Source organism: Mesorhizobium sp. M1338, from assembly GCF_040318045.1.
GTDB lineage: Bacteria > Pseudomonadota > Alphaproteobacteria > Rhizobiales > Rhizobiaceae > Mesorhizobium.
In genome coordinates this window covers 61,252-81,791 of record NZ_JAMYLL010000013.1, presented here as the reverse complement: position 1 = coordinate 81,791, position 20,540 = coordinate 61,252, and the positions used below count along the sequence as shown (strand labels likewise).

The window sequence follows — 20,540 nt, the reverse complement described above, 5'->3', positions numbered from 1 at the left end:
GGATTTCAAGTCCGGTGTGTGTAGGTCAACTCAACGCTGCCAGCGCCGCGTCGACCTCGGCCGCCGAGCCGACCGACGCGGTGGCGATGTCGCGGTTGATGCGCCGCGCCAATCCTGAAAGCACCTTGCCGGCGCCGATCTCGTAAAGCGTGGTGACGCCGTTTGCGCCGAGCCATTCCACCGTTTCGCGCCAGCGCACGCGGGCGACCACCTGCTCGACCAGACGCCGCGCGATCTCGTCGGGGTCATTGGTCGGGGTGACGGTGACGTTGGAGACGATGGGCACCACCGGCGCGGCCTTCGTCACGCTGGCCAGTGCCTCGCGCATGATCTCGGCCGCGGGCGTCATCAGCGCAGAGTGGAAGGGCGCGGACACTTGCAGCATCAGCGCGCGCTTGGCGCCTTTCTCGGTGCAAAGTTTCGCCGCCAGTTCGACCGCGGCTCTTGCACCGGAAATGACCAGTTGGCCACCGCCATTGTCGTTCGCCACCTGGCAGACAGAGCCCTTCCCGGCCGCTTCGGCGGCCTCGGCGCAGGCAGCTTCGACATCGGCCTGTTCCAGTCCGATGATCGCCGCCATCGCGCCCTCGCCGGCCGGCACCGCCGCCTGCATGGCGTTGCCACGGATGCGCAAGAGCCGGGCGGCATCGGCAATCGAAACGAAGCCAGCAGCGGCTAACGCCGAATATTCGCCCAGCGAATGGCCGGCGACATAGGCGACCTTGCCTTTCAGCGACAAACCACGCGATTCCAGCGCCCGGATCGCGGCGAGCGACACCGCCATCAGCGCCGGTTGCGCGTTTGCGGTCAGCGTCAACGTCTCTTCCGGCCCTTCCCAGATCAGCTTCGACAGGTTTTCGCCGAGCGCGTCATCGACTTCCTGGAAAATCCCGCGCGCCTCCGGAAAGGCGTCGGCGAGATCCTTGCCCATGCCGACAGCCTGGCTGCCTTGTCCAGGAAAGGTGAATGCAACGGCCATGCGAGGGCTCCCAAGGGTTGGTTTTGCTTGCCTGGTAGACGAGTTTTGCTTGCCTGTGACGCAAGGCGGGCCGCCAAGTCAAGCCACTTCAACCCTTCCTGACGGCAGTGTCACACGCCGAGTGCCTGTTCCGAAAAGCTTTTTGGCGATCACTCCTGATGAAAACCGCTCACGATTCGTTTGCTGGCTCTTCTTATTTTGGCCACAGGCGCTAGCATTGGGTGACAGTTCCATGACAACCGAGTGACGTGTTTGTCGCTGGGTGGGGAAATCAAAAGTGGCAAAGAGTTCGAAACGCGCCGGTAAGGCCGCGCCGCAGTTCCTGGAAGACGACCCCTCCACCGGCTACCTGCCGGGCAGGAGATGGCCGGTCGTGCGCTATGGGCTGGTCAGCCTGGCGATCGCTGCAATCCTGGTGTTTGCCATCGAGCTGATCGTGCGCGGCGACTTTGCCGGCACGATCTCCTTCTTCCTGCAGCCACTCAAGCCGGGCTGGACCACCATTGTCGTGTTTGCGCTGATCCTGATCGGCCTCGATGCGGTGCTTGGGCGCAGCCACCAGAGCCTGATGATCGTCGCGCCGCTGACGCTTTCCCTTGCTTTCGTCGGTCACCAGAAGTCGCACTATCTCGGCGATCCGCTCTATCCGACCGATTTCCTCTATGCCCGCCAGATCTTCGCGCTGTTGCCGCTCCTGGTGCGCGACCGGCCGATGACCGCGCTCGCCATGGTCGCAGGCATCGTCGCCGGCCTATCGCTGCTCGTCTACGGCTGGCGGCTGTGGCGCCGCAAGGTGCCGGCGCTCAGCCGCAAGGGACGCCTTGCCCGGCTGACGCTGGCAGTGCCGCTGCTCGCCTTCTTCGTCTCGATCATGGACTACGCCACCTTCTCCTGGACCAGGGACAGGCTGCAGATCATCCCGATCATGTGGGACCAGAAAGAGAACTATGCCTCCAACGGCTTTGCGCTGGCCTTTGCCCTCAATGTGCCGATGGCGCATGTCTCGGCCCCGCCGGGCTATTCCGACAAGGCGATCGCGGCGATCGGCAGGCCTGATGTGACCGCCTCGGTGCCGGCCGAGAAGCCCGACATCATCATCGTCATGAGCGAATCCTTCTGGGATCCGACCAAGTTGCCCGGCGTCACCATCAAGCCCGATCCGATCCCCAATGTGCGGGCGCTGCGCTCGGGCTCGATGTTCTCTCCGGAATTCGGCGGCATGACCGCCAACATCGAGTTCGAGGCGCTGACTGGCTTCTCCAACGCGTTCCTGCCGGCCGGCAGCATCCCCTATCAGCAATATGTGCGCACGCCGACGCCTTCGCTGGCAACCTTCCTCAAGAGCCAGGGTTACCGGGCGCGCGCCATCCACCCCGGCACGAACTGGTTCTGGAACCGTGGCGCGGTCTACGCTGATTTCGGCTTCAACGACTTCAAGTCGGAAGAGACGCTGCCGCCGATGCAAAAGCGCGGGCCGTTGGCATCGGACGCGGCGATGACCGACGAGATCATCGGCGAGGCCGACGCCAGCGACGAGCCGGTGTTCTTCTTTGCGGTCAGCCTGCAAAACCACGGCCCCTACGAGCCGAACCGCTACTACAATCCGACGCATACGGTGCAGGCGCCGATCAGCCAGTGGGCGCGCGAATCGCTGCTCAGCTACGCCGAGGGCTCGGCCGACGCCGATCGCGGCCTTGAACGCCTGGTCGAATGGGCAAAGAAACGCTCTCGCCCGACCGTGATCGCCTTCTTCGGCGACCATCTGCCGCCGCTAGGGCCGGTCTACGTCGAAACCGGCTTCCTCAAGGACAATGTCGCGCCGCGCAAGGAAGCGTCGCCCGAGGCCGCCCTCGAACACCACGAGACGCCGCTGGTCATCTGGTCGAACCGCACCGGGCCGGCTGAAGACATGGGCGCCGTCAGCCCGGCCTTCCTGCCCTATCATATCCTGAAGACGGCCGGCATCACTCATCCCTACTACACCGGCTTCCTGGGCGAGATGAGCGAGCGCTACCGCGTCGTCGACCGCAACCTGTTGCTGACGCCGGCTGGCGAGGCCACGCCCGATTGGGCGCGGCAGAAAGAGATCGATCCAGCGATCCGCGATTTCCGCCTGTTGCAGTACGACATGATGTTCGGCAAACGCCACGCGGCGCCCGACTTCTTCCCCGAAACGGTCGACAAGGTTGTCGCTCATACGAGTTGAACAGACTGGCGAGTTGAACAGACTTGTCCATCTGGACCCGGTTCGACCGTTCGGTTGGGTGTTCAGTTCGTCAATTGCAGCTTCGTGAACTTGTTGGCGAACCCCAGGAACACGTTCGGCAGTTTGGTCGGATCGTTTACGGCATAATAGTCGCTCGGATCCGAAGCACAGGCGCTGTAAAGCGTGCGGTTGGCGGCGGGGGCTCAACTCCGCACAACCTGATAGTGCGGTTAAGCCGTGGTTTGCCGCCACAAACCTTGCCGTTGTTGCTGCTTGATTTTTTCGCCGCCTGCGACACGGAGGACGTCGTCTGCCCTTGCTTTGCCGCCGGATTGCTATATAGACGCCCGCAATCTGCCGGTCCTAGCTGGGGGCTGAACGGAGGGCCGGAGGTTTTTTCGAAAACCTCCGTGTGATGCCAGAAGTGCTTCCGCCTCCCGTGTCTCCGCTCTCGACCGTCTCGTCATGCTCCTTTCTTCCCCGATTTTGCGGGTCAGAGAAGTTGCAGAGGCTTTTGCCGCCGGGAACCGGGAGAGAAACGAAGAAAGGCATAAGACATAATGGCTCTTTACGAACATGTGTTTCTTGCCCGGCAGGACCTCTCGCAGCAGCAGGTCGATGCGCTTGTCGAACAGTACAAGGGTGTCATCTCCGCGAATGGCGGGTCCGTCGGCCGGGTCGAGAACTGGGGACTGAAGTCCCTCACCTACCGGGTCAACAAGAACCGGAAGGCTTACTACACGCTGATGGACCTGAATTGCCCGCCGGCCGCGCTCAACGAGATGGAGCGCCAGATGGGCCTGTCCGAAGACGTGCTGCGTTTCCTGACCATCAAGGTCGAGGCGCATGAGGAAGGCCCTTCGGCCATGATGCAGAAGCGCGAAGAGCGCTCGGAACGCGGCGGTTTCGGCGATCGCGACCGTGGCGATCGTGGTCCACGCTCGTTCGGCGACCGTGATCGTGGCGACCGTCCGCCGCGCTCGTTCGGCGACGCCGGTGCCGATCGCGGTCCGCGCCGTCCGCGCGAAGGCTTTGAAGGGGGTGCAGAATAATGGTCGACATCAATCAGATCCCGACCCGGCGCCCGTTCCATCGCCGTCGCAAGACCTGCCCGTTCTCCGGCGCCAACGCGCCCAAGATCGACTACAAGGACGTGCGTCTCCTGCAGCGCTACATTTCCGAGCGCGGCAAGATCGTGCCGTCGCGCATCACCGCGGTCAGCCAGAAGAAGCAGCGCGAACTCGCCAAGGCGATCAAGCGCGCCCGTTTCCTCGGCCTGCTGCCCTACGTGGTTCGCTAAGACTTTTAGTTTGACCATGATCTCTGGACAAACGGTTTCCGTTTGTCCGAGAAAACCGGTATCCACTTTTCGGGATCATGATCTAGCATGCGGGCGGTTCGCCGCCCGCTCTTCTCCCACGGCGACGGGCGCCGCAGGGTTGAACGTCAAATCCCGGGTTGAGGTCAAAAACCTCTAACTGCCGCGACAGGCAGGACAGCGACACCAGCGCCCCAGGCGCTCAAGCTTCCTGACCTGTTCCAGAGACATTCGGCGTCGACCTCATCGATCGATTGGCGCCCAACCAAAGGAACAAAACCATGGAAGTCATTCTTCTCGAACGCGTTTCCCGCCTCGGCCAGATGGGCGATACCGTCAAGGTCAAGGACGGCTTTGCCCGTAACTTCCTGCTGCCGCAGGGCAAGGCGCTGCGCGCCAACGAAGGCAACAAGAAGAAGTTCGAAGGCCAGCGCGCCCAGCTCGAAGCCCGCAACCTCGAGCGCAAGTCGGAAGCTGCCCAAGTCGCCGAAAAGCTCGACGGCAAGAGCTTCATCGCCGTTCGCTCCGCTGGTGAAACCGGACAGCTTTACGGTTCAGTGTCGACCCGCGACATCGCCGACCTGCTGACGGCGGAAGGTTTTTCGATCAACCGCAACCAGATCCTGCTCAACCAGCCGATCAAGACCATCGGCGTCACCAATGTGGCAATCGCGCTGCATCCGGAAGTCGAAGTCACGATCACGCTCAACATCGCCCGCACGGCCGACGAAGCCGAACGCCAGGCCAAGGGCGAGACACTGACCACCGCCGAGGCCATCTATGGCGAGGACATCAACGACAATGCCCGGCCGGAAAACTTCTTCGACCCGAACACCGAATTCGAGGGTGGCGAAGACAACGCCTGATCATACGTCGCGGAGGTTTGGAGCTGTGCTCCGATCACTTTGCCGGCATCCAGCCATACTGGACCAATGCCCGGGCCTCTTGCCCGGGCATTTTTGTGCCAAATGGAACTTTTCGAACCCCTATATATTGTTGCAGACTATAGCGTCGCGCGTCCTTTGGTCGCGCAAGTGACGTTGTGAACTTTGGCTCGGCGCAAGGCTCCTCGAAATCGATTCTGATTTTCGCGGTTACGCGCCAAGACAGCCTGTCTGGCCGAGAGGGGACATTTGGTCATGAATATTCTGTTGAAGCGCGTTCTCGACCGCCTGGTGCGCACCGGCAATCTCAAGGTAACCGGCGCCAAGGGCGCGACGGTGGTTTTCGGCGACGGCAGCGGCGAACCGGTGCACATGCACATCAAGACCGCGCATGCCGAGCGCGCCATCACCTTAGATCCGATGCTGGCGGTTCCGGAATCCTACATGGACGGCGAACTCGACATTCTCGAAGGTGGCGTGCTGGGCGTGATGCGCATCGCCTTCCAGAATATGGGCAGCGGCGGCATCGACGCCACCTGGTCGAAAGCCATAGAAGGCCTGCGCCACGCCTTCCGCCGCCTGCAGCAGATCAACACCGCTTCGCGCTCGCGCCGCAACGTCCAGCGCCACTACGATCTGTCAGGCGATCTCTACCGGCTCTTCCTCGACGACGACATGCAGTATTCCTGCGCCTATTTCGAACAACCGGACATGACGCTCGACGAAGCGCAGGCCGCCAAGAAACGCCATATCGCCGCCAAGCTCAGGCTGAAAGCCGGCCAGACGGTGCTCGACATCGGCTCCGGTTGGGGCGGGCTCGGTCTCTACCTCGCCAAGGCGTTCGACGTCGACGTGCAGGGCGTGACATTGTCGACCGAGCAGCACGGCGTCGCAACGGACCGGGCGCACGCGCAAGGGCTGGAAAGCCGCGTACATTTCGAGCTCAAGGACTACCGCGAGCTCAACGAGCGTTTCGACTGCATCGTCTCGGTCGGCATGTTCGAACATGTCGGCGTCAACCACTATCGCACCTTCTTCGACAAGAGCGCGACGCTGCTCAAGCCGGACGGCGTCATGCTGTTGCACACGATCGGCCGTTCCGGCGTGCCGTGGGCAACCAGCGCCTTCATCCGCAAATACATCTTCCCGGGCGGCTATATACCCGCGCTTTCGGAAGTCATGCCGGCGATCGAGAAATCGGGCCTGGTCGTCAGCGACGTCGAAATCCTGCGGCTCCACTATGCCGACACGCTGAAGCACTGGGGCCAGCGCTTCGCCGCCAACCGCGACAAGGCCAAGGCGATTTATGACGAGCGCTTCTGCCGTATGTGGGAATTCTACCTGGCGGCCTCGGAAGCAGCCTTCCGCTGGCAGGATCTGGTCATCTTTCAGATCCAGATCACCAAGAAGAACGACACGCTGCCGATGACACGCGATTACATGGCCAAGTGCGAGAAGGCGCTTGAGATGCGTGATATGGGGCATCGCGAAACGGCGCCGGTCAAAAAGAGCCCCGCCGCCAAGCCAGCTCGCCGCCGCAAGGTTGCGGATCCGGAATAAGCATTGCCGCTTGCCATTGTCGGCGCCTGCACTGAAAAAGGTCCCGTGATCGTCTCGGGACCTTTTTCATGACCTATGTCCTCTATGCCGCTGCCGCCCTGGCCGAGATCGCCGGCTGCTTTTCGTTCTGGGCCTGGTGGCGATTGGAAAAGTCGCCGCTTTGGCTGCTCCCCGGTCTCGCCTCGCTCGCGCTGTTCGGCCTCCTGCTGGCGCTGGTCGACACGAACGCCGCCGGCCGCGCCTACGCCGCCTATGGCGGCATCTACATCGCGGCGTCGCTTGGCTGGCTGTGGCTGGTGGAGGGTGTGCGCCCCGACCGCTGGGATTTTGCCGGAGCGGCGCTCTGCATTGCAGGCGCTTCGGTGATCCTTCTCGCCCCGCGGGGCGCGTGAGATGGAACTGCCGGCCCAACTTCGCCAAGGTGTCGAGCGTCTGCTCGAAAACATTCCGCTGGCGGTGCTCAAGCAAGCGGCAAAGATGCTGTCCGACCGCTACCGTGCCGAGTTGCGCGACGGCCGCCTGCATATGGCCGAGGATCTGGCGGTGAAGGCCTATCTGGCGACGCGGCTTCCGGCGACCTATGCCGCGATCCGTGCCAGCCTCGACGCGCTGAGCGACGCCAGGCCCGACTTTCAGCCCAGGAGCCTGCTCGATGTCGGCGCCGGCCCTGGTACGGTGCTTTGGGCCACGACCGACCAGTGGCCCGATCTCGAACAGGCGGTGCTGCTGGAAGCGAGCGCGGCGGTGCGCAAGGTGGGCGAGGCGCTAGCGGGCGACGCGATTTTCGCCCAGACCAGTTGGCTGGCCGGCGACGTCACCATCGATCTTGCCGGCCTCGAGCCAGCGGATCTGGTGACGTGCGCCTATGTGCTGGATGAAATTGCCCCGGCCTCGCTGCAGAAGCTCATCGACCGGCTCTGGCAGCTCACCGCCGACACGCTGCTGATCGTCGAGCCGGGCACCCCTGCCGGATGGCAACGAATACTTGCCGTGCGCCGACAGCTGATCGAGGCGGGCGCGCATGTGCTTGCCCCTTGCCCGCATCAGGCGCCCTGCCCGCTCGCCCAGCCCGACTGGTGCCATTTTTCCCGCCGCGTCGCCCGCTCGCGCCTGCACCGGCTGGCCAAGGACGCCGACGTGCCTTGGGAAGACGAGAAGTTCATCTATGTCGCGGCTTCCCGAGACGCGCCCACTTCACACCAGGCACGCGTTCTTGCGCCGCCGAAATCCGGCTCCAGCAAGGTTCTGCTCAAGCTTTGCAGGGAAGACGGCACTGCCGCCGAGCGCTTGTTCACCAAGCGCGACGGCGCCGACTTCAAGCTCGCCCGGCGGCTTGGCTGGGGCGACAGGCTGGACAAAGCGGCAACATGAACGGCGAAATCGTTCTTGCTTCGTTCTGACGAGTCGGATACGAATCATCGCCTTGTCGAGTCAATCGGAATCGGGGCGCGGGCATACTCTCCTGTGGACGATTGGTCGTTCCTGTGAACAACGGGCATCGAGGCTCTTTGGTCGCGCAGTGATGCAGAAAGGTCAGCATCGACTCGTCTCGTTCTGATATCGAAGGTCGGGATCAAAATCGGGGATATCATGGCAGAGGCAGCGCGAAAATTCGGCGTCGCGGAAACACCGCTTTATCGTGAAGCGCCAAACAATATCGAGGCCGAGCAGGCGCTGCTCGGCGCCATCCTCGTCAACAACGACGCCTTCTACCGCGTCTCGGACTTCCTCAAGGCCAGCCATTTCTACGAGCCGCTGCACCGCAAAATCTATGAGGTGGCGTCCGAGTTCATCCGCATGGGCAAGGTCGCGACGCCGATAACGCTAAAAACCTTCCTGCCGGCCGATGAGAAGGTCGGCGACATGACGATGGCGCAATATGTCGTGCGGCTGGCGGTGGAGGCGGTGACCGTCGTCAACGCCACCGATTATGGCCGCGCCATCTATGACCTTGCCACGCGCCGCGCGCTGATCACCGTCGGCGAGGACATGGTCAACATCGCCTATGACGCGCCGGTCGACATGGCGCCCGGCGAACAGATCGAAGACGCCGAACGCCGCCTGTTCGAGCTGGCCGAAAACGGTCGCTACGATGGCGGGTTCGAAAGTTTTTCCGATGCGTTGAAGAATGCCGTCGACATGGCCAGCGCGGCCTATATGCGCGACGGCCACCTGTCCGGCATTGCCACCGGCCTGCGCGATCTCGACCACCGCATGGGCGGCTTGCAGCCATCGGATTTGATCATCATCGCCGGCCGCCCGGGCATGGGCAAGACGTCGCTGGCCACCAACATCGCCTACAACATCGCTGCCGCTTATGAGCCGGCCCAGCAGGCCGACGGTTCCGTCAAGGCGGCCAATGGCGGCGTCGTCGGCTTCTTCTCGCTCGAAATGTCGTCCGAGCAGCTGGCCACCCGCATCATTTCCGAGCAGACCGAGATCCCGTCGTCGAAGATCAGGCGCGGCGATTTGACGGAAGCCGATTTCGGCAAGCTCGTCGCCTACACTCAAGAGAACCACAAGCGGCCGCTTTATATCGACCAGACGGGCGGTATTTCGATCGCCCAGCTCGCGGCCCGCGCCCGCCGCCTCAAGCGCCAGCGCGGGCTGGATCTGATGGTCATCGACTATATCCAGCTGATGCAGGGTTCATCCGCCAAGGCGTCGCAGAACCGCGTCCAGGAAATCACGGAGATCACCACCGGACTGAAAGCGCTCGGCAAGGAGCTTGGCGTGCCGATCATCGCCCTCTCGCAGCTCTCGCGTCAGGTCGAAAGCCGCGACGACAAGCATCCGCAGCTGTCGGACCTGCGCGAATCGGGCTCGATCGAGCAGGATGCCGACGTGGTGCTGTTCGTGTACCGCGAGGAATATTACATCAAGAACAAGGAACCGGAGAAAGGCACGCCCGAGCACCTCGCCTGGGAGGCGAAGATGATCGAGGTCCAGGGCAAGGCCGAAGTGATCATCGCCAAGCAGCGCCACGGACCGACCGGCACCGTCAGCCTTGCCTTCCAGGGCGAGTTCACCCGCTTCTCCGACCTTGCCGAGGAGCATCATCTGCCGGAAAGGTTCGAGTGACCTATTGAGACAGGCCTCGTTCCTTCGCGCCCCCCTCTGTCCTGCCAGACATCGGGGGGCATAAATCTGATGGCCAAGTCGCGCGTACAATTCATCTGCCAGAGTTGCGGATCGGTGCATCAGCGCTGGGCCGGCAAATGCGATGCCTGCGGCGAGTGGAACACGCTGGTCGAGGAAGGTACGTCCGGCGGCATCGGCTCGGGTCCGGCCAATACACGCAACGCCCGCAAGGGCCGCGCGGTGGTGCTGACCACGCTGTCCGGCGACATCGAGGACGCGCCGCGCATCATTTCGGGCATCGGCGAACTCGATCGCGCCACCGGCGGTGGTTTCGTGCGCGGTTCGGCGCTTCTGGTCGGCGGCGACCCCGGCATCGGCAAATCGACGCTGCTCACCCAAGCGGCGGCCGCTCTGGCGTCAAAAGGCCACCGCATCGTCTATGTCTCGGGCGAAGAGGCGGTCGCGCAGATCAGGCTGCGGGCGCAGCGGCTTGGCGTTGCCTCCTCTCCGGTGGAACTTGCCGCCGAGACCAATGTCGAGGACATCCTCGCCACAATAGCCGACGGCAAACGGCCGGATCTCGTCATCCTGGATTCGATCCAGACGCTGTGGACCGACCTTGCCGATTCGGCGCCCGGCACCGTCACCCAGGTGCGCGCCGCCGCCCAGGCGATGATCCGTTATGCGAAATCCACAGGGGCGGCGATCGTGCTGGTCGGCCATGTCACCAAGGAAGGCCAGATCGCCGGGCCGCGCGTCGTCGAGCATATGGTCGACGCCGTGCTCTACTTCGAAGGCGAAGGCGGCCATCATTACCGCATCCTGCGCACGGTGAAGAACCGTTTTGGACCGACCGACGAAATCGGCGTCTTCGAAATGTCGGACAAGGGCCTGCGCGAGGTTGCCAACCCATCCGAGCTTTTCCTTGGCGAACGCCATGCCAAATCGCCGGGCGCGGCGGTTTTCGCCGGCATGGAGGGGACAAGGCCGGTGCTGGCCGAGATCCAGGCGCTGGTGGCGTCCTCCTCGCTCGGCACGCCGCGCCGCGCCGTCGTCGGCTGGGACGGCGCCCGGCTGTCGATGATCCTGGCGGTCCTCGAAGCCCATTGCGGCGTGCGCTTCGGCAGCCATGATGTCTATCTCAACGTCGCCGGCGGCTATCGCATTTCGGAGCCCGCGGCGGATCTTGCGGTGGCGGCGGCCCTGGTTTCCTCGCTCACCGGCCTTGCCCTTCCCGCCGATTGCGTCTATTTCGGCGAAATCAGTCTTTCGGGCGCAGTGAGGCCGGTCGCGCATGCGCAACAGCGCCTCAAGGAAGCCGAAAAGCTGGGTTTTGGAAGCGCGGTCCTGCCTTCGGGCAGCGGGGAATTGGCCGGGGGGATCGGGGCCGGTTCTTTCCAGCCGACCGAGCTTGCCGACCTCGTCGCGCGCATAGCCGGCTCACGCCGAAGCCGCGCGGACGAGGAAGATTAGGGCATCGGACCCGAAGGCGGGAACCGGTTTGGGAAAATCCGATGCTCCGCGCTATAATGCAGCTCATGGAGTGGGGCGAAAGACATGCCGATTACGCTGCTTGACGGAATTCTCGTCGGCTTCACTCTGGTCTCGGCGATGCTCGCCATGGTTCGCGGCTTCTCGCGCGAAATCCTGTCCGTCGTCTCTTGGGCAGCGGCGGCGGCGGCGGCGTTCTTCTTCTACAAGCCGGTTGTGCCTTACCTCGCGCCCTACATCGAGAATGAAAAGATCGCCATGGCGGCCGCCGCCGGCGTTGTCTTCGTCATCGCGCTGACCGTCGTCTCGGTCATCACCATGAAGCTTGCCGACTGGATCATCGATTCCAGGATCGGCGCGCTCGACCGTACGCTCGGTTTCCTCTACGGCGCCGCCCGCGGCATTCTGGTCGTCGCCGTTGCACTGCTGTTCTTCAACTGGCTGGCCGGCGCCAAGGCACCGGCCTGGGTGACGGAGGCCAAGTCGCGGCCGCTGCTCGAGCAGATCGGCGCCAAGCTCGAAAGCCTGCTGCCCGAGGATCCGGAAAACGCCATCCTGAAGAAGCTCAATCCGAATCAGCCGGCTACCGAGACGCCCGCTGCTCCGGACGCACCGGCAGCGGATGCTCCGGCGGGTGGGGACGATGCCAACACGCCGGCGCCTGATGATGATGCTGCAACACCGCCGGCGGACAACACCCCGGCCAATCCAGCACCGGCTGCACCGGCAAACTGACGCCGGAAATGGGCGCTGGGACTTGACGATGGTGTGAATGGCTGCACGGCGCGCGTTGCTTTCGACGCGAACCCGCATTATATGGCGATTTTAGCGGAGCTTAAGATGGCAGACGCAGACGACGTGCTTTCCGCCGAGGCCGACGACCATTTCCACGACGAATGCGGTGTGTTCGGCATTTTCGGCCGGCAAGATGCTGCGGCCATCGTCACATTGGGCCTGCATGCGCTCCAGCATCGCGGCCAGGAAGCGGCCGGCATCGTTTCCTATGACGGCAGCCAGTTCCATGTCGAACGCCATGTCGGCCTGATCGGCGACACCTTCACCAAGCAGCGCGTCATCGACAGTCTGCAAGGCAACCGCGCCATCGGCCACACGCGCTACGCCACCACCGGCGGCGCCGGCATGCGCAACATCCAGCCTTTCTTCGCCGAGTTGGCCGATGGCGGCTTCGCCGTTGCCCACAACGGCAATCTGACCAACGCCATGACCGTGCAGCGGGCGCTGCAGAAGCAGGGCGCGATCTTCTCCTCCACCTCCGATACCGAGACGCTGTTGCACCTCGTCGCCACCAGCAAGGAGCGCGATTTGAACTCGCGTTTCATCGATGCGGTGCGGCAGGTCGAAGGCGCCTTCTCGCTGGTGGCGATGACGGCCAAGAAGATGATCGGCTGCCGCGACCCGCTCGGCATCCGGCCGCTGGTGCTCGGCGATCTCGACGGCGCCTGGATCCTGGCCTCCGAAACCTGTGCGCTCGACATTATCGGTGCGCGTTTCGTGCGCGACCTGAAGCCCGGCGAGATGGTCGTCGTCACGTCCAAGGGCATTGAAAGCCTGTTCCCGTTCGAGCCGCAGAAGACCCGCTTCTGCATCTTCGAATATGTCTATTTCGCGCGGCCGGATTCGTCGGTCGAAGGCCGCAACGTCTATGAGGTGCGCAAGCGCATCGGCGCCGAGCTGGCAGTCGAAAGCCCGGTCGAGGCCGATATCGTCGTGCCGGTGCCGGATTCGGGCACGCCGGCGGCGATCGGCTTTAGCCAAGCGGCGGGCATTCCCTTCGAGCTCGGCATCATCCGCAACCATTATGTCGGCCGCACCTTCATCCAGCCGGGCGATTCGATCCGCCATATGGGCGTCAAGCTGAAGCACAACGCCAACCGCCGCATGATCGAGGGCAAGCGCGTGGTGCTGGTCGACGACAGTATCGTGCGCGGCACCACCAGCCAGAAGATCGTGCAGATGGTGCGCGACGCCGGTGCCAAGGAAGTGCATATGCGCATCGCATCGCCGCCGACACGCGCCTCCTGCTTCTACGGCGTCGACACGCCGGAGAAGTCGAAGCTCCTGGCATCGCGCATGTCGGTGGAAGAAATGGCCGAATTCATCCGCGTCGATTCGCTCGGCTTCCTCACAATCGACGGGCTCTACCGCGCCGTCGGCGAGGCCAGCCGCGACAATGACCAGCCGCAATTCTGCGACGCCTGCTTCACCGGCCAGTACCCGACCCGCCTGCTCGACTTCGAAGGCCACGACAATGTGCGCACGCTGTCGCTGCTGGCGACGAGCGGGACGTAGGGCCTTGCTGCAACCGTGAATTTCGCCGGTTTGCAAATTTCGCCGCGATCACTTTGTTGCGGCCTCCTCGAAGCAGCCGATCTCCCCCCTTGCGGGGGAGATGCCCGGCAGGGCAGAGGGGGGTGCTGTCCCTCCATCCTGTCGATCAATTCCAGCCGCGCGCTTGGCCGGGTTCTCTCTCGGGGTCGGATCATTTCGAAAATTGGCGATCCTTCACACCCCCCTCTGTCCCGCCGGACATCTCCCCCGCAAGGGGGGAGATTGCGCTCCCACCTCCGCTTTCGCCAAATATGCAGGCTGACGAGGCAGAGCCAAGTCCGAGTTAGAACGCTAGCCCTCGGAGTTGCCCGTTGACCCGTCCCCTCGACCTTACCGGCCGCGTTGCGGTTGTCACCGGCGCCTCGCGCGGCATCGGTTATTTCATCGCCAAGGAATTGGCCGCCGCCGGCGCGCATGTCATCGCGGTGGCGCGCACTGTCGGTGGTCTGGAAGAGCTTGACGATCAGATCAAGGCGGACGGCGGCCAGGCGACACTGGTGCCGCTCGACCTCGCCGACATGGCAGGCATCGACCGGCTGGGCGGCGCCATCCATGAGCGCTGGGGCAAGCTTGACATTCTCGTCGCCAATGCCGGCGTGCTCGGCGTCATCTCGCCGATCGGTCATGTCGAAGCAAAAACCTTCGAGAAGGTGATGACCATCAACGTCACCTCGACATGGCGGCTGATCCGCTCGGTCGACCCGCTGCTGCGGCTCTCCGACGCCGGGCGAGCGATCATCCTGTCATCCAACGCGGCGCACTCGGCCCGCGCGTTCTGGGCGCCCTACGCGGCGTCCAAGGCGGCGGTCGAGACCATGATGCGTTCCTGGGCACATGAGACGCAAAGCCTGCCGCTGCGCGTCAACGCCGCCGATCCCGGCGCCACCCGCACCGCCATGCGGGCGCAGGCGGTGCCCGGCGAGGATCCGGCGACGCTGCCGCACCCCTCGGAGATCGCCAAGCTCATCGTGCCGCTGGCGAGCCCCGACTTGAAGGAGACCGGGCTGATTTTCCAGGCCAAGCACAACCGCTTCGTCGCCTATCGGCAGCCGGAATAGCCGCACTCGCGCGGGCGGCAGCGTGACAAACCCGCCGCCTCATCACGCGGCTGTGATGTGACGGCTGGAGGCTGCGCGGCGGCCATGCTTTCGTCACTTCCGTGGAGTTGGTAGGATCGCAGCGACTCCCACAACAACCACCCAACTGGCAGAACGAGGAAATCCCCATGGCAACGACCGCAGCGTTGGTCTGGTATCTGGTAATCGCCGGCCCGCAAGGCGGCATGGTCGTCCTGCCCAGCACCTTCGACAAGCGCGAACAGTGCACCGCCGCCATCGCTGAGTATCAGAAACAGCCGACACCGGCCGGCTGGTCGGTGCAATGCGTGCCGAGCGCCTCGCCCTTCACCGACGAGGGCGACGCCGAAGAACCGTCAGCGCAGTAATGAGCGTAATCTCGCCCCTTGAGGGGGTTGAGGAGTGGTCCGCACAGCGGACGGAAAGCCAATTGCTTGGCTTTCCGAACGACGAACGGCCGGCAGGCCAGAGGGGGTCGCCGCGCGTCGAGCGCTAACCTCCTCTGCCGGCGGAAGAAGGTCGCGTCCCGTCGTTCCGACCCGCTCTGTCGCCTTCGGCGACATCTCCCCTCAAGGGGGAGATCCTCAGCGTCGAGCTGAAACCGTCAGTTCCGGCTTCTGGTTGATGGTCTGGAATACCACGCAATAGCGCTCGGTCAGCTTCAGCAGTGACTCTACCCGCTCCCGCGGCTCATCGGTGTCGAGGTTGAAATTGAGCCGAATGGCGCGAAAGCCGACCGGCGCATCTTTTGCCACACCGAGCGTGCCGCGAAAATCGAGGTCGCCTTCCGCTTCCACCGTGGCGGCGCCGAGCTTGAACTCGAGCGCCGTCGCCACCGCCTTCAGCGTCACCCCGGCGCAGGCCACCAATGCCTCCAGCAACATGTCGCCCGAGCAGAGCTCAAGGCCCGAGCCACCTGTTGCCGGATGCAGCCCGGCGATGGCGAGCGCCCTGCCCGTCTCCACCTTGCAGGCGACCGACTGGTCGTCGATCGAGCCCTTGGCGCGAAGCGTGATCAGGGCCTGCGAAGCATCGTCACGATAGGTCTGCTTCAGCGGCGCCTGCATGGCCTTCAGTTCGGTCGCATCCATCCGCTCTCCCCTTTCGTCGGCTATTTCGTGCGGTCGAGATTTGCGCCGATCACTACGGAAAGGCAATGCTGTTCACCGCCACCGCATACGGGCGAGCCGCCAAGACGCGGTTGGAGCCAGCAGCCCGCTCGCAGGAAGAAGGGAGAAGGAGCGGCAGCGGCAGTTGTCCAACCATACAGCCATTTCCTTTGACTTCGATCATCTCGGCCATACCTATGCGGGAGTCGTTCTCGCGGAGCCATCATGCCGGTCAAGCTGAAACTGATCTTCCTTATCCTGCCGATGCTTGCCGCCCTGGCGCAGCCCCTCCTGGCTGAAACGGTGGAGCGGCCAGGCCCCTCGGGCGGCGTGCTGTCCCTGCTGCCTCCGCCGCGGACCACCAACCATTCGATCACCCTCGCCGGGCGCAAGCTGGATTATCAGGCAAGGGCCGCCACTCTGTCGCTGCTTTCCGGCAAGGGCGACGTCACGGCGGAGATCTTCTACGTCGCCTACACGCTGGAGCCACCGGCAAGCATGGCCAAAGACCCGCAGAGGCCGATCACCTTCGTGTTCAACGGCGGCCCTGGAGCAGCGTCCGCCTATCTGCATATCGGCGCACTCGGTCCGCGTATAATCGCAACGGGAGCCGACGGCGAATTCCTGCCCTCACCGCAAAGACTTATCGACAATCCGGACAGCTGGCTCGACATGACCGATCTCGTCTTCGTCGATCCGGTCGGAACCGGATATAGCCGCGAGGCACCCGGCCAGGACACGCACGACTTCTGGGGCGTCAATCAGGATGCCAGCTCGATAGGCGCCTTCATCCGGCTCTATCTCGCGCAGAACGGCCGCACCGGATCGCCGTTGTTCCTCGCCGGCGAAAGCTATGGCGGGTTCCGCGCGGCGCTGCTCGCCAGGACATTGCAGGAAGACATCGGCATCAGTCCGAACGGCATCGTGCTGATCTCGCCGGCGCTGGAGTTCACGCTGGTGCAACCCGACGAATTCGAGCCGCTGCACTGGGCGCTTGAACTGCCTTCACTGGCGGCGGTGCGCCTGCGCGCCGAAGGCGTCACCGGCGATGCGTTACGGGAGAAGCTGGCCGAAGTCGAACATTATGCGATGGGCGATTATCTTACGGCGCTCACCAGCGGACTGGAGCAAGGCAGGCGGCTGGCGAGCCAACGCGTGGCTGACATCACCGGCCTGCCGCTCGACCTCGTGCAGCGGAACTCCGCCCGTATCCCGACCGGCCTGTTCGCAAGGGAGTTCGCCCGTGCCAGCGGCAAAGTGCTCAGCCCATATGACGCCATGATCGGCACGGCCGACATCGCGCCCGAGAGCGCCCGCATCGCCGGCCCGGATCCAGTGCTCGACCGCAGCGTACCGGCGTTGACGTCGGCTTTCGTCGGCTATATCAGCGACGAACTGAATTTCCGCACCGACGTCAGCTATCGGCTGCTCAATGGCGAAGTCAGCCAGAATTGGGATTACGGCACCAGCGCCTCGCGGCAAGGCTATGCCGGTGTGATGGACGATCTGCAGCGAGCACGCTCGCTGAACCCGTCGCTCGGCGTCGTGATCGTCAACGGCTACACCGATCTGGTCACGCCTTACCTCGCCTCGCGCTACCTGGTGAGCCAGATCTCGTCGCTCGCCAACGCCAAGCCTATCCGTCTCGATGTCGTCGAGGGCGGCCACATGATGTACTTCAGATCCGATGGTCGGCGTGCCCTGAAAGAGGCCGCTTCGGAGCTTTACCAGGCGACGCAATAAGCTTTGCGAGAGCGCAGATCGCCATGGAACTGGGTGGACGAGCCGCGCCGCGAAGTCTTCCTGGGGTGCCGCCTTGATCGCAGCCGGCCTGCTGATCATAGGCGGCGAGCATTTTCGCAAACGGCTATGATGTGGATCACCATCACTGCTGACGCTACGATGTCAGGACTGAACGGCGTAGGCTTGTGGCATGACTGACATCGCAGCCACCGCCGACACCGCCGCGGAGCGCACGCTCGGCATCATCCTGGTGTCATCGTCGGCTGCCGTCTTCGGCCTGACTGGTGTTCTGACAAAGTCGATCCATGCCGACCCGCTGACAATCATCTGCTGGCGCGGCTTTGTCGGCGCGATCCTGATCAGCCTCTACGTGCTGTGGCGCCGCCGCCGCTCCGGCAACCGCGAAACGCCGCGCCTCGGCTGGCGCGGCTGGCTGCTGGCGGTGGAAGGCGCGCTGGCCAGCATAGCCTTCATCTCGGCGTTCAAGTTCACCTTTGTCGCCAATGTCGCCGTCATCTATGCCACAGCGCCTTTCGTCACCGCGCTGCTGGCCTGGGTTCTGACGCGCGAGCCGCTTCGACTGCAGACGATGGTCGCCGCCGCCGTATCGCTGTGCGGCGTGGCGATCATGGTCTGGTCCGGCTTCGGCAGCGGCAATCTGTTCGGCGACGGGCTGGCATTGCTGATGACCGTCGGCAGCGGCCTCTACATGATCATGGTGCGCGCCTTCCGCGACACGCCGGTGGTATGGGCCGGTGCGGTTTCAGCGTTCCTGCTGTTCGTGCTCGGCTGGTTCGTCACCGATCCGCTAGCGGTTTCGCCAAGGGATGCCGTTCTGCTCGCCACTTTCGGCGCGTCCTTCGCGCTGTCCTCGATCCTTTGGACGGAGGGCGCACGGCTCATTCCGCCCGCCGAATCCGGGCTGCTCGGCTCGGCCGAAGTGCCGTTCGCGATCCTGTTTGCCTTCCTGTTCCTGGGCGAGATTGCACCGGTCGCCAGCATGATCGGCGGCGCTATCGTGCTGTGTGCGGTGTTTGCCCATGCGGGGCGGGATTGGCTGATGGTCCGCTCGCAACGCATGGCGTCAAATATTTCTTAAAAAAGTGACGCAGTCACGGAACCATCATCGTGGTCAGACATTATTGGTGTGACGGGCCATCCCCAAGTCCCCCCAAACCCCTCGGCCCGTCCTACTCTCAAGCCGACCGTAAGGTCGGCTTTTTCTTTGGCGTTCAGCCAGCCGACAAGGCAAGGTTGCCGCTGAGCAGTGTCGCGAGGTCGCTCGCCGGACCATCGGCGCCGACGCGCAGCCGGATCGCGAACTCAGCCATTGGAACTTGCGGCAGACCAAGCTCGCGCGGCGCCTCGACGATGCCTGAATGGGCAAAGCGGACCGTTCGCAACGTCAACGCGACACCAGCGTTCACCGCCGTGCGGAGGCCGGCCAGACTGGCACTGCCGGCAGCGATGCGGTAGCGGCGACCGGCAGCATCGAGTGCGGCAAGTGCCGCCTCGCGAAAACCGCAATACGGATCGAGCAGAGCCAGCGGCACTTCCTCCTGCCGCGAGGTCAATCCTCTTTGCGAGCACAGCCATATCATCGGCTCACGCAGCACGCCGACTTCGTCCGGCACCGCGGCCTGGCGCATGACGATCGCCAGATCGAGGCCGCCGGACTGCAGCGCCTGCGCCAGTTCGGCGGAGCGGCCGACCCGCAGTTCTATCCTGACGCGCGGATGACTTACGGCGAAGGCACGCAGCAGGTCCGGCAGGCCGCTATCGGCGAAATCCTGGGTCGTGCCGATGGCGACGCGCCCGGCAGCCCGTGCGCCCTTCAGTGCCAGCCAGGCCTCGCGGTGAGCAGCAAGGATGCGCCTGGCATGACCGACGAGATCCTCGCCTGCAGGGGTCAAGCCTCGGCCCCGGCCTTGCGGCGCCAGCAGCGGCTCGCCGACGATTTCCTCCAGCCGCTGCATCTGGGCGGTCACCGCCGAGGGCGAACGGCCGACGCTTGAAGCCGCCTGGGCCAATGAGCCACTGTCGACGAAGGCAAGAAAGGTCCTGAGCAGATCGGGATCGAGCGTTTGCATAATTCGATAATATCGAACCTTAAATTTAAAACAATTCGATTTTTTTGATTTAATAATGATGGCATGATTCTTTCAACGGCGATCAGACGCCGCTCGAACCGAGGAGAAGAGAAATGCCCATCATCACCGTAAGCGTCGCCGGCAGGCCTGACGCGGCTCTTTCCGCTCGCATCGCAAAGGAGGTCACCGAAATCACCGCGACGCAGTTGCGCAAGGATCCGACGATCACAGCCGTCGCCGTATCCTACATCGATCCGCAGCACTGGTTCGCCGGCGGCAAGTCGCTGGCCGAGCATGGCACCAATACGTTCTGGCTGGATATCAAGGTGGTCGACGGCACCAACACCAAGCTCGAACTGGAAGCCTATCTGAAAGCGATATTCGCTGCCTTCGGCGGTCTGCTGGGCGGCGTGCACGAGGAAAGCTATGCCTTCGTGCACGAAGTGCCGGCAGCAGCCTATGGCTATGGCGGCAAGACGCAGGAATTCCGTTTCATCAGCGGACGGTTGAAGGCGGCGTGAACACAGACCTTACCTTCTGGCTCGGGGCAAGAAGGTAAGCTTGCCCTCATCCGCATTGACGTTGCTCCCACATGGTCTAGGTTCTGGCCGAAGCGGCCGCAAAAGAGCCGAGATGATAAAATCGTTGGGAGAG

Annotated in this window: 19 protein-coding genes; 16 read left to right on the top strand and 3 right to left on the bottom strand. The window is 63.6% G+C overall.

Translation table 11 applies throughout. The features are described from left to right. Positions 1 to 25: 25 nt before the first annotated feature. Positions 26 to 979 (bottom strand): ACP S-malonyltransferase, encoded by a 954-nt coding sequence (fabD, locus tag NKH19_RS14840; RefSeq protein ID WP_352868176.1) that lies wholly within the window; start codon positions 977 to 979, stop codon positions 26 to 28. Positions 980 to 1,256: 277 nt separating this feature from the next. On the opposite strand from fabD, the gene NKH19_RS14835 reads away from it, so the two are divergent. The 13 genes from NKH19_RS14835 (at position 1,257) to NKH19_RS14775 (ending at position 15,312) form a co-directional block, all read left to right on the top strand. Next, a complete protein-coding gene (locus NKH19_RS14835; protein WP_352868179.1) occupies positions 1,257 to 3,185 on the top strand; it encodes an LTA synthase family protein in 1,929 nt (642 codons plus the stop codon). A gap of 560 nt (positions 3,186 to 3,745) precedes the next feature. After that, complete coding sequence (rpsF, locus tag NKH19_RS14830; protein WP_352868182.1) at positions 3,746 to 4,237, top strand: 30S ribosomal protein S6; 492 nt, start codon at positions 3,746 to 3,748, stop codon at positions 4,235 to 4,237. After that, positions 4,237 to 4,485: a 30S ribosomal protein S18 gene (rpsR, locus tag NKH19_RS14825; protein WP_006203718.1), complete on the top strand. Its 249-nt coding sequence runs from the start codon at positions 4,237 to 4,239 to the stop codon at positions 4,483 to 4,485. Before rpsF ends, rpsR begins: the two co-directional genes overlap by 1 nt. Before the next feature lie 299 nt (positions 4,486 to 4,784). Continuing rightward, positions 4,785 to 5,369: a 50S ribosomal protein L9 gene (gene rplI, locus NKH19_RS14820; RefSeq protein ID WP_352868186.1), complete on the top strand. Its 585-nt coding sequence runs from the start codon at positions 4,785 to 4,787 to the stop codon at positions 5,367 to 5,369. A gap of 273 nt (positions 5,370 to 5,642) precedes the next feature. Next, the gene (locus NKH19_RS14815) at positions 5,643 to 6,947 is read left to right on the top strand and encodes a cyclopropane fatty acid synthase (protein ID WP_352982318.1); all 1,305 of its coding nucleotides are present in this window, start codon (positions 5,643 to 5,645) and stop codon (positions 6,945 to 6,947) included. A 68-nt stretch (positions 6,948 to 7,015) separates the two neighbouring features. Continuing rightward, positions 7,016 to 7,339 (top strand): YnfA family protein, encoded by a 324-nt coding sequence (locus NKH19_RS14810; protein ID WP_352868192.1) that lies wholly within the window; start codon positions 7,016 to 7,018, stop codon positions 7,337 to 7,339. Between the two features lies 1 nt (position 7,340). After that, positions 7,341 to 8,318 (top strand): small ribosomal subunit Rsm22 family protein, encoded by a 978-nt coding sequence (locus tag NKH19_RS14805; protein ID WP_352868195.1) that lies wholly within the window; start codon positions 7,341 to 7,343, stop codon positions 8,316 to 8,318. 219 nt (positions 8,319 to 8,537) lie between these two features. Next, positions 8,538 to 10,028, top strand: coding sequence for a replicative DNA helicase (locus tag NKH19_RS14800; RefSeq protein WP_352868197.1), 1,491 nt, complete (start codon positions 8,538 to 8,540; stop codon positions 10,026 to 10,028). Positions 10,029 to 10,097: 69 nt separating this feature from the next. Further along, on the top strand, positions 10,098 to 11,501 hold the full coding sequence (gene radA, locus NKH19_RS14795) for a DNA repair protein RadA (RefSeq protein WP_352868200.1): 1,404 nt from the start codon (positions 10,098 to 10,100) through the stop codon (positions 11,499 to 11,501). 84 nt (positions 11,502 to 11,585) lie between these two features. Continuing rightward, positions 11,586 to 12,254: a CvpA family protein gene (locus NKH19_RS14790; protein ID WP_352868202.1), complete on the top strand. Its 669-nt coding sequence runs from the start codon at positions 11,586 to 11,588 to the stop codon at positions 12,252 to 12,254. Between the two features lie 105 nt (positions 12,255 to 12,359). Then, positions 12,360 to 13,829, top strand: coding sequence for an amidophosphoribosyltransferase (gene purF, locus NKH19_RS14785; RefSeq protein WP_183453881.1), 1,470 nt, complete (start codon positions 12,360 to 12,362; stop codon positions 13,827 to 13,829). Positions 13,830 to 14,179: 350 nt separating this feature from the next. Then, positions 14,180 to 14,926 carry an SDR family NAD(P)-dependent oxidoreductase gene (locus NKH19_RS14780; RefSeq protein WP_352868204.1) on the top strand — a complete coding sequence of 249 codons (747 nt, stop codon included), beginning with the start codon at positions 14,180 to 14,182 and terminating at the stop codon, positions 14,924 to 14,926. A gap of 167 nt (positions 14,927 to 15,093) precedes the next feature. Continuing rightward, complete coding sequence (locus NKH19_RS14775) at positions 15,094 to 15,312, top strand: hypothetical protein (RefSeq protein WP_023761619.1); 219 nt, start codon at positions 15,094 to 15,096, stop codon at positions 15,310 to 15,312. A 216-nt stretch (positions 15,313 to 15,528) separates the two neighbouring features. Here NKH19_RS14775 and NKH19_RS14770 read toward each other — a convergent pair whose 3' ends face one another. Further along, positions 15,529 to 16,035, bottom strand: coding sequence for an OsmC family protein (locus NKH19_RS14770; RefSeq protein WP_352868207.1), 507 nt, complete (start codon positions 16,033 to 16,035; stop codon positions 15,529 to 15,531). A 243-nt stretch (positions 16,036 to 16,278) separates the two neighbouring features. On the opposite strand from NKH19_RS14770, the gene NKH19_RS14765 reads away from it, so the two are divergent. Next, the gene (locus NKH19_RS14765; RefSeq protein WP_352868210.1) at positions 16,279 to 17,796 is read left to right on the top strand and encodes a S10 family peptidase; all 1,518 of its coding nucleotides are present in this window, start codon (positions 16,279 to 16,281) and stop codon (positions 17,794 to 17,796) included. A 190-nt stretch (positions 17,797 to 17,986) separates the two neighbouring features. Continuing rightward, on the top strand, positions 17,987 to 18,895 hold the full coding sequence (locus NKH19_RS14760) for a DMT family transporter (protein ID WP_352868213.1): 909 nt from the start codon (positions 17,987 to 17,989) through the stop codon (positions 18,893 to 18,895). 133 nt (positions 18,896 to 19,028) lie between these two features. On the opposite strand, the gene NKH19_RS14755 is transcribed toward NKH19_RS14760, so the two are convergent. After that, positions 19,029 to 19,886: a LysR substrate-binding domain-containing protein gene (locus NKH19_RS14755; RefSeq protein ID WP_352868215.1), complete on the bottom strand. Its 858-nt coding sequence runs from the start codon at positions 19,884 to 19,886 to the stop codon at positions 19,029 to 19,031. Between the two features lie 113 nt (positions 19,887 to 19,999). On the opposite strand from NKH19_RS14755, the gene NKH19_RS14750 reads away from it, so the two are divergent. Further along, a complete protein-coding gene (locus NKH19_RS14750) occupies positions 20,000 to 20,407 on the top strand; it encodes a tautomerase family protein (protein WP_352868218.1) in 408 nt (135 codons plus the stop codon). The last annotated feature ends 133 nt before the right edge of the window (positions 20,408 to 20,540 follow it).

What these genes read in the sequence shown, in the direction of transcription:
- fabD (WP_352868176.1), bottom strand. Translation starts at nt 979, where the DNA reads ATGGCCGTTGCATTCACCTTTCCTGGACAAGGCAGCCAGGCTGTCGGC.
- rpsF (WP_352868182.1), top strand. Translation starts at nt 3,746, where the DNA reads ATGGCTCTTTACGAACATGTGTTTCTTGCCCGGCAGGACCTCTCGCAG.
- rpsR (WP_006203718.1), top strand. Translation starts at nt 4,237, where the DNA reads ATGGTCGACATCAATCAGATCCCGACCCGGCGCCCGTTCCATCGCCGT.
- rplI (WP_352868186.1), top strand. Translation starts at nt 4,785, where the DNA reads ATGGAAGTCATTCTTCTCGAACGCGTTTCCCGCCTCGGCCAGATGGGC.
- NKH19_RS14815 (WP_352982318.1), top strand. Translation starts at nt 5,643, where the DNA reads ATGAATATTCTGTTGAAGCGCGTTCTCGACCGCCTGGTGCGCACCGGC.
- NKH19_RS14810 (WP_352868192.1), top strand. Translation starts at nt 7,016, where the DNA reads ATGACCTATGTCCTCTATGCCGCTGCCGCCCTGGCCGAGATCGCCGGC.
- NKH19_RS14805 (WP_352868195.1), top strand. Translation starts at nt 7,341, where the DNA reads ATGGAACTGCCGGCCCAACTTCGCCAAGGTGTCGAGCGTCTGCTCGAA.
- NKH19_RS14800 (WP_352868197.1), top strand. Translation starts at nt 8,538, where the DNA reads ATGGCAGAGGCAGCGCGAAAATTCGGCGTCGCGGAAACACCGCTTTAT.
- radA (WP_352868200.1), top strand. Translation starts at nt 10,098, where the DNA reads ATGGCCAAGTCGCGCGTACAATTCATCTGCCAGAGTTGCGGATCGGTG.
- NKH19_RS14790 (WP_352868202.1), top strand. Translation starts at nt 11,586, where the DNA reads ATGCCGATTACGCTGCTTGACGGAATTCTCGTCGGCTTCACTCTGGTC.
- purF (WP_183453881.1), top strand. Translation starts at nt 12,360, where the DNA reads ATGGCAGACGCAGACGACGTGCTTTCCGCCGAGGCCGACGACCATTTC.
- NKH19_RS14775 (WP_023761619.1), top strand. Translation starts at nt 15,094, where the DNA reads ATGGCAACGACCGCAGCGTTGGTCTGGTATCTGGTAATCGCCGGCCCG.
- NKH19_RS14770 (WP_352868207.1), bottom strand. Translation starts at nt 16,035, where the DNA reads ATGGATGCGACCGAACTGAAGGCCATGCAGGCGCCGCTGAAGCAGACC.
- NKH19_RS14765 (WP_352868210.1), top strand. Translation starts at nt 16,279, where the DNA reads ATGCCGGTCAAGCTGAAACTGATCTTCCTTATCCTGCCGATGCTTGCC.
- NKH19_RS14760 (WP_352868213.1), top strand. Translation starts at nt 17,987, where the DNA reads ATGACTGACATCGCAGCCACCGCCGACACCGCCGCGGAGCGCACGCTC.
- NKH19_RS14755 (WP_352868215.1), bottom strand. Translation starts at nt 19,886, where the DNA reads ATGCAAACGCTCGATCCCGATCTGCTCAGGACCTTTCTTGCCTTCGTC.
- NKH19_RS14750 (WP_352868218.1), top strand. Translation starts at nt 20,000, where the DNA reads ATGCCCATCATCACCGTAAGCGTCGCCGGCAGGCCTGACGCGGCTCTT.